Genomic DNA, 6,398 nt, shown 5'->3' with positions numbered 1-6,398 from the left:
TGCGGGCGGGCCCAGGTGGATGTCTACAAGCTTGCCGACCAGGTCAGCGCCGGTCTCGAAGGCATGGAGGTGCCGCTGCGCGTCGCCGTTATGGGGTGCGTTGTCAACGGGCCGGGCGAGGCCCGCGAGGCCGACCTCGGCGTTGCCTCCGGAAACGGCAAGGGTCAGATCTTCGTGAAGGGTGAGGTCATCAAGACCGTGCCCGAGTCGAAGATCGTCGAGACCCTCATCGAAGAGGCGATGAAGATCGCCGAGCAGATGGAGCGGGACGGCATGGTCTCGGGCGAGCCGGAGGTCTCGGTCAGCTCCTGACGTCCCGGTCACAGGCCCCGGTCAGAGGTCCCGTCCGGCCGGTGATTCCGTACGGGCCCCGTGCACGCCCCTTGGCGTGTGTGGGGGCCTTGCGCTGGGCTCGGCACCCCGCAGACCTGCCGGGTACAGTGCGGAGACCAGCAGACCGTATGGTGAGGCCCCCTCGTGTTGACGCAGACCACCACCCGGGTCCTCGAACCCGGTGACCTCGGCGCAGCGCTCGCCATCCTCGAGAGCGAGCCCGTGACAAACGCGTTCGTCACGTCCCGAGTCCAGGCCGCCGGACTCGACCCCTGGCGCCTCGGCGGCGAGATGTGGGGCTGGTACACGGACGGGCGGCTGCGCTCGCTCTGCTACTCCGGCGCCAATCTCGTCCCCATCTGCGCAACTCCCGAGGCCGTGCGCGCCTTCGCCGACCGCGCGCGCAGGACCGGCCGCCGCTGTTCCTCGATCGTCGGCCCGGCCGAGTCCACCACCCAGCTGTGGCGTCTGCTCGAGCCGAGCTGGGGCCCGGCCCGGGATGTCCGCTCCCACCAGCCGCTCATGGTCACCGAGCAACTCTCCGACACCATCGAGCCCGATCCGTACGTCCGACGCATCCGCAAGGACGAGATGGAGGTGATCATGCCGGCCTGTGTGGCGATGTTCACCGAGGAGGTCGGCGTTTCGCCGATGGCCGGCGACGGCGGGCTGCTCTACCAGGCCCGGGTGGCCGAACTCGTCGGCGCGGGGCGGTCGTTCGCCCGCATCGACGACGGCAAGGTCGTCTTCAAGGCCGAGATCGGCGCAGCCACCAGCCACGCCTGCCAGATCCAAGGCGTCTGGGTCGCACCGGAGTTCCGCGGCCGCGGACTGTCCGAGACCGGCATGGCGGCCGTGCTCCGCTACGCACTCGCGGACGTCGCGCCGGTCGCCAGCCTCTACGTCAACGACTACAACACCGCAGCCAGGGCGGCCTACCGGCGGGTCGGCTTCCGCGAGGTCGGCGCCTTCATGAGCGTGCTGTTCTGACCGTGCGCGACGGCAAGTAGGGTTTCGCGCATGGCAGCACTCTCAGGCGGCGAACCCCACACACCCAGCGTCGTGGTCGGGCCGGTCAATCTCGCCGCGCGGATCCACGAAGCCCTCGCCGTACAGGCCCTCGCCTTCGGGCTCAGCGAGGACGAGATCGAGGTGCGCCGCCATATCGTCTACCGCCATCTCATGTATCCCGGCGCCCGTGCGCTGGGCGCGCTGACGGACTCGGGACGCCTCGTCGGCTTCGTCTACGGCATGCCGAACGACCGCACGCACTGGTGGTCCACCGTCGTCGAGCCGTATCTGCGCCGCACCGGCACCGACAGCTGGCTCGACGACTCCTTCGTCATCACCGAACTCCATGTCCACCCCGGCTACCAGGGGCGGGGCATCGGCCGCTCGCTGATCACCACGATCACAGACGACGCCGACCAGCCGCGCTCAATCCTCTCCGCGATCGACGTCGAGAGCCCGGCCCGCGGCCTGTACCGCACGCTCGGCTACCAGGACCTTGCGCGCCAGGTGATGTTCCCCAGCGCGCCCAGTCCGTACGCCGTGATGGGCGCCCCGCTGCCGCTGCTGCGCGGGAAGTGATTTCCGCCCGCCCGGGCTGCCCGGTTAACCTCCAGAGCATCACCCTTTCTTGACGCAGGAGAGTTCCCCATGGCCCAGGTCCAGCGCATGTCCCGTCTGATGGTCAAGACACTGCGCGACGACCCGGCGGATGCCGAGACGCTCAATCACAAGCTGCTGGTGCGCGCCGGCTATGTGCGGCGGACCTCCGCCGGTATCTGGAGCTGGCTGCCGCTCGGCAAGAAGGTCCTGGAGAACATCACCAGGGTCGTGCGCGAGGAGATGGACGCGATCGGCGGCCAGGAGGTGCTTCTCCCGGCGCTCCTCCCCAAGGAGTCGTACGACGCGAGCGGGCGGTACGAGGAGTACGGCGACCTGCTGTTCCGGCTCAAGGATCGCAAGGGCGCGGACTATCTCCTGGGCCCCACACACGAAGAGATCTTCACGCAGATCGTCAAGGACCAGTGCTCGTCCTACAAGGACCTGCCGGTGATCCTCTACCAGATCCAGACGAAGTACCGGGACGAGGCCCGTCCGCGGGCTGGTGTGCTGCGCGGCCGCGAGTTCCAGATGAAGGACTCGTACTCCTTCGACACCACGGACGAGGGCCTGGCCGAGTCGTACGCGCTGCACCGCGACGCCTACATCCGGATCTTCGAGCGGCTCGGGCTCGACCACCGCATCGTCTCGGCGGTCTCGGGCGCGATGGGCGGCTCGGCGTCCGAGGAGTTCCTGGCGCCCGCGCCGGCGGGCGAGGACACCTTCGTCGACTGCCCGGCGTGTGAGTACGCGGCGAACACGGAGGCCGTGACCTTCACCGCGGTCGCGGCTGACGCCTCGTCCCACGGCCCGGTCGAGGAGGTGGACACCCCCGACACCCCGACCATCGAGACGCTCGCCGCGCACCTGGGCGTGCCTGCGTCGGCGACGCTGAAGAACCTGCTGGTCAAGGTGGACGGCGAGATCACGGCGGTGGGCGTGCCCGGCGACCGTGAGGTGGACCTGGGCAAGCTGGCGGAGCACCTGTCGCCGGCGGAGGTCGAGCTGGTCACGGCGGAGGACTTCGCGGGCCGCCCCGATCTCGTACGCGGCTACGTCGGACCGCAGGGCCTGGAGAAGGTCCGCTACATCGCCGACCCGCGGGTGGCGCCGGGCACGGCGTGGGTGACCGGTGCGAACAAGCCGGACACGCACGCTCGCAATGTGGTGTGCGGACGGGACTTCGAGGTCGACGAGTACCTCGACGTGGTCGTGGTCGAGGAGGGCGACCCCTGCCCGAAGTGCGGCACGGGCCTGAGGCTCGACCGCGCGATCGAGATCGGCCACATCTTCCAGCTGGGCCGCAAGTTCGCGGACGCGTTCCAGCTCGACGTCCTCGGCCAGAACGGCAAGCCGGTCCGGGTGACCATGGGCTCGTACGGCATCGGCGTCTCCCGTGCGGTCGCGGCGCTGGCCGAGCAGACGGCGGACGACAAGGGCCTGTGCTGGCCGCGCGAGATCGCCCCGGCGGACGTACATGTGGTGGCCGCGGGCAAGGCGCTCCAGACGGAACTGGCTCTGGAGGTTGCGGACCAGCTGGCCGCGGCGGGCCTGCGGGTGCTGGTCGACGAGCGGGCCGGGATCTCGCCGGGCGTGAAGTTCACCGACGCGGAGCTGATCGGCGTCCCCAAGATCGTGGTGGCGGGCCGCCGCGCGTCGGAGGGTGTGGTGGAACTGAAGGACCGCCGCACGGGCGAGCGCGAGGAGCTGTCTGTGGCGGAGGCGGTGGCGCGGCTCAGCGAGTAGGGGGTCACGGGATGGATTCCCCCGCCCCTTCCCGCTGTATCGGGCGTCCGGCTCCGCACCGCGTGGTGGCGGGCATGCCCGGGCGCCCTCGGCCTGCGCGAGCGGTGAGAGCCCCGCTCCTGTGGCGCGGAGCTGTCTCCGCAGAGCGGGGCTGCGACCCGAGGACGGCGCAGCTGGTCGCCGCTGTCGGACGGCCCGGCACGACCGAACCCGCGTCCCGGCGGCCGCGCCCGCTCACCGGGCCGCCCCACATGTGGGGGCCCGGCCCCCTCATGCCGGCGAAGGCGGTGAGGTGGCGGCGACGGATCGGGGCACAGGGAGCGCCGACCGGACGGCGCCGTGGCTGAGACCCGGCGGCGAAGGCGGTGAGGTGGCGGCGACGGATCGGGGCACGGGGAGCGCCGACCGGACGGCGCCGTGGCTGAGACCCGGTCGCCCGCCGCCGACTCGCACCGCTGTCGCCTGCGGCGCGAGCCGACGGCGGCGCTATCGCTTACGAGACGGCTTCTGTCCCGCGCTTCGGCCAGGGCCGGGTGCTGCGCGCCTGGCCCCGTGGTGCGGGATGGCACCGGGCACGCGCCGCGCACGCCCGCCTGCGGCGCGAGGGGGGCCAGGGGCGGCGCGGCGCCAGCGGCTACTCGCCGGGATCGAACGCGCGGCTGCCGCAGGGGGACGCGTCGCGTCCCCGTGACGGCCGCCCGGCGCCACACACGACACACCGCAACTCGCAGCTGACGTCCGAAGGCAGACTGCGGCTGGTCCGCCGATGCGAGTCCTGTCCGATGGCTGGCTGCCCTCGGACAGTTCGATGCCGCTGGTCGATCACGCCCGGCAGGAAGCTGAACCTTCCCAGGATAGGCCCGGTGAAGGTGCGCTGGTCCCGCACGCTGCCGTCCGTGCCGTCCACCGTGACCGTGATCAAGGACGCGGCCGGCCGGTACTGGGCGAGCTTCGTCGTGTCGACCGACCCGGCGAACGAGATCTGGCCCCCGGCCCAGGCAGACCAGGGCATCGACCTCGGCCTGACCCACTTCGCCGTGATGGCGGACGGCTCCCGGGTCAGATCGCCGCGCTTCCTGCGCCGGGCGGAGAAGAAACTCAAGCGGGGAGCAGCGCCGCTTGTCCCGCAAAACCAAGGGCTCGAAGAACCGCGACAAGCAGCGGGTCAAAGTCGCCAGGGCTCACGCCAAGGTGGCCGACGCGCGCAAGGACTTCCACCACAAGCTCTCCACCAAGCTGATCCGCGAGAACCAAGCCATCAGCGTGGAGACCTTGAGCGTGAAGCGGACCCAAACCCCTGCACATCCGCGCCCGGACCTGCCCCCCCCCGTGCGGCACCCGCCACGAACGCGACCACAACGCGGCGAGAAACGTGAAGCACGAAGGACGGCGCATTCGCGCCGCACAAGCAGTACCACCCATCCCCGGGCCGGGGGCCCTTGTCGGGCGACCAGCAAGGTAAACGCCTGCGGAGCGCACGTAAGACCAGGACTCGTCCCGGCAGCGCGCACAACACCCACCAGCGTGGGAAGGAAACAGGAACCCGACTCAAGGCGAACCCAACGGACGCCAGGGAGAATCGCCCACGTCCACGCGGGCGAGGGTCAAAACCAGCCCGCGAACTCCAGCGTCAGCTCGCCCTCCCGGCGCCGCCCCGCCGTCATCGCTCTCGTGGCCGATTCCACCGCACGGAACAGCGTCCACCCCCGCAACCGCTCCCGGTCCACCTCCAGCGAGTCCGCGAGCTTGTTCACCCGGCGGCGGGCCGCCGACGCGCCCGCGGACGTGGCGATCAGGTCCTCGACGCGGTCGCGGACCAGGCGGGCCACGTCGTAGGCGCGCTCGCCCACCAGGGGCTCCGGGCCCACCGCGAGCCACGGTGTGCGGTCGGCCGCCAGGACTTTGCCCTGGCGGAAGTTGCCGTGCAGCAGCAGGAGTTCGGGGGAGAACGCGGTGAGCTCGTCCCGGGCGGCCAACGCCGCGGAGACCAGCGAAGCCGTGCCCGGCTCCGCGAACGCCCGCATCGCGTCCGCCTGCCGCGCCGTCCGTTCCGCCACCGTCTCGAAACCGTGGTCCGCCGGTGGCTCGACCCACAGCCGCCGCACCGTCCCCGCCGCCTCCAGGAGCGCCTTCGCCTCCGGCAGGGACCGCAACGACACCTCCGGGTGCAGGCGTTCCAGCAGCAGTGCGCTGTCCGAGGAGGCGAGCAGACGGACCGCGCCCCAGCCGTCCCAGTGCTCCAGCGCCGCGCGCTCCAGCTCGGGCGAGGCGGACGGCGGGGCGACCTTCAGCGCCGCCGAGGACCCGTCCGGCTGCCGCACGAGCAGGACCAGACTGCTCCGGCCGCCCGGCGCCGTCACCCGCTCGACGTCCAGCTCCCACCGGTCCACCGCCTCCTGGACGGCCTTCGGCAGCTGCCCGAGCCAGTCGTCACTCTCGCCCAGCGCCTGGACCAGCCGCTGAGGCGGTTCGAAAGCCATGCGTCCGTTGTTCCCTTTCCCCTTCAGCGCGCTCGACTCCCGGTCCGCTCGGCGAGCCCAGGAAAGGCTACGCCGCTGCCGCGCCACCGCACCGCGCGTACGGCCGCCTCGCGGAGCGCGCCCGCGGCCTCCCGCCCTTCAACACCGCCCCCGCCGTCGCCGCCGAAGCCGCCCTGCTCGCCTGCTGCGGCAGCAGCCGCTGGGCCCGGCGACTCGTCGCCCATCGCCCCT

6 protein-coding genes and 2 pseudogenes are annotated in these 6,398 nt (G+C 71.6%); 5 read left to right on the top strand and 3 right to left on the bottom strand.

The genetic code is table 11. The features are described 5' to 3' along the window. The 4 genes from ACWDO5_RS34885 to ACWDO5_RS34870 form a co-directional block, all read left to right on the top strand. Nucleotides 1-312: flavodoxin-dependent (E)-4-hydroxy-3-methylbut-2-enyl-diphosphate synthase (locus ACWDO5_RS34885; protein ID WP_450534551.1), on the top strand; the 312-nt coding region annotated here is incomplete at its 5' end. Between the two features lie 165 nt (nucleotides 313-477). Beyond that, nucleotides 478-1,323, top strand: coding sequence for a GNAT family N-acetyltransferase (locus ACWDO5_RS34880; protein WP_450534550.1), 846 nt, complete (start codon nucleotides 478-480; stop codon nucleotides 1,321-1,323). 30 nt (nucleotides 1,324-1,353) lie between these two features. Further along, nucleotides 1,354-1,923: a GNAT family N-acetyltransferase gene (locus tag ACWDO5_RS34875; protein ID WP_450534549.1), complete on the top strand. Its 570-nt coding sequence runs from the start codon at nucleotides 1,354-1,356 to the stop codon at nucleotides 1,921-1,923. A gap of 69 nt (nucleotides 1,924-1,992) precedes the next feature. After that, nucleotides 1,993-3,687, top strand: coding sequence for a proline--tRNA ligase (locus ACWDO5_RS34870; RefSeq protein WP_450534548.1), 1,695 nt, complete (start codon nucleotides 1,993-1,995; stop codon nucleotides 3,685-3,687). Between the two features lie 634 nt (nucleotides 3,688-4,321). Here ACWDO5_RS34870 and ACWDO5_RS34865 read toward each other — a convergent pair. Beyond that, a complete protein-coding gene (locus ACWDO5_RS34865) occupies nucleotides 4,322-4,789 on the bottom strand; it encodes a hypothetical protein (RefSeq protein ID WP_450534547.1) in 468 nt (155 codons plus the stop codon). 17 nt (nucleotides 4,790-4,806) lie between these two features. Between ACWDO5_RS34865 and ACWDO5_RS34860 the strand changes: the two are divergent. Then, a pseudogene (locus tag ACWDO5_RS34860) lies at nucleotides 4,807-4,914 on the top strand (transposase); the annotation flags it as partial. A 377-nt stretch (nucleotides 4,915-5,291) separates the two neighbouring features. Here the strand turns inward: ACWDO5_RS34860 and ACWDO5_RS34855 are convergent. After that, nucleotides 5,292-6,167, bottom strand: coding sequence for an aminoglycoside phosphotransferase family protein (locus ACWDO5_RS34855; protein ID WP_450534546.1), 876 nt, complete (start codon nucleotides 6,165-6,167; stop codon nucleotides 5,292-5,294). A 23-nt stretch (nucleotides 6,168-6,190) separates the two neighbouring features. Further along, nucleotides 6,191-6,398, bottom strand: a pseudogene (locus ACWDO5_RS34850) (hypothetical protein); the annotation flags it as partial.

The sequence above is a fragment of the Streptomyces sp. NPDC000880 genome (assembly GCF_053599675.1).
Note: the sequence above shows the minus strand (reverse complement) of the source record. Positions and strands in the feature narration are given on the sequence as shown.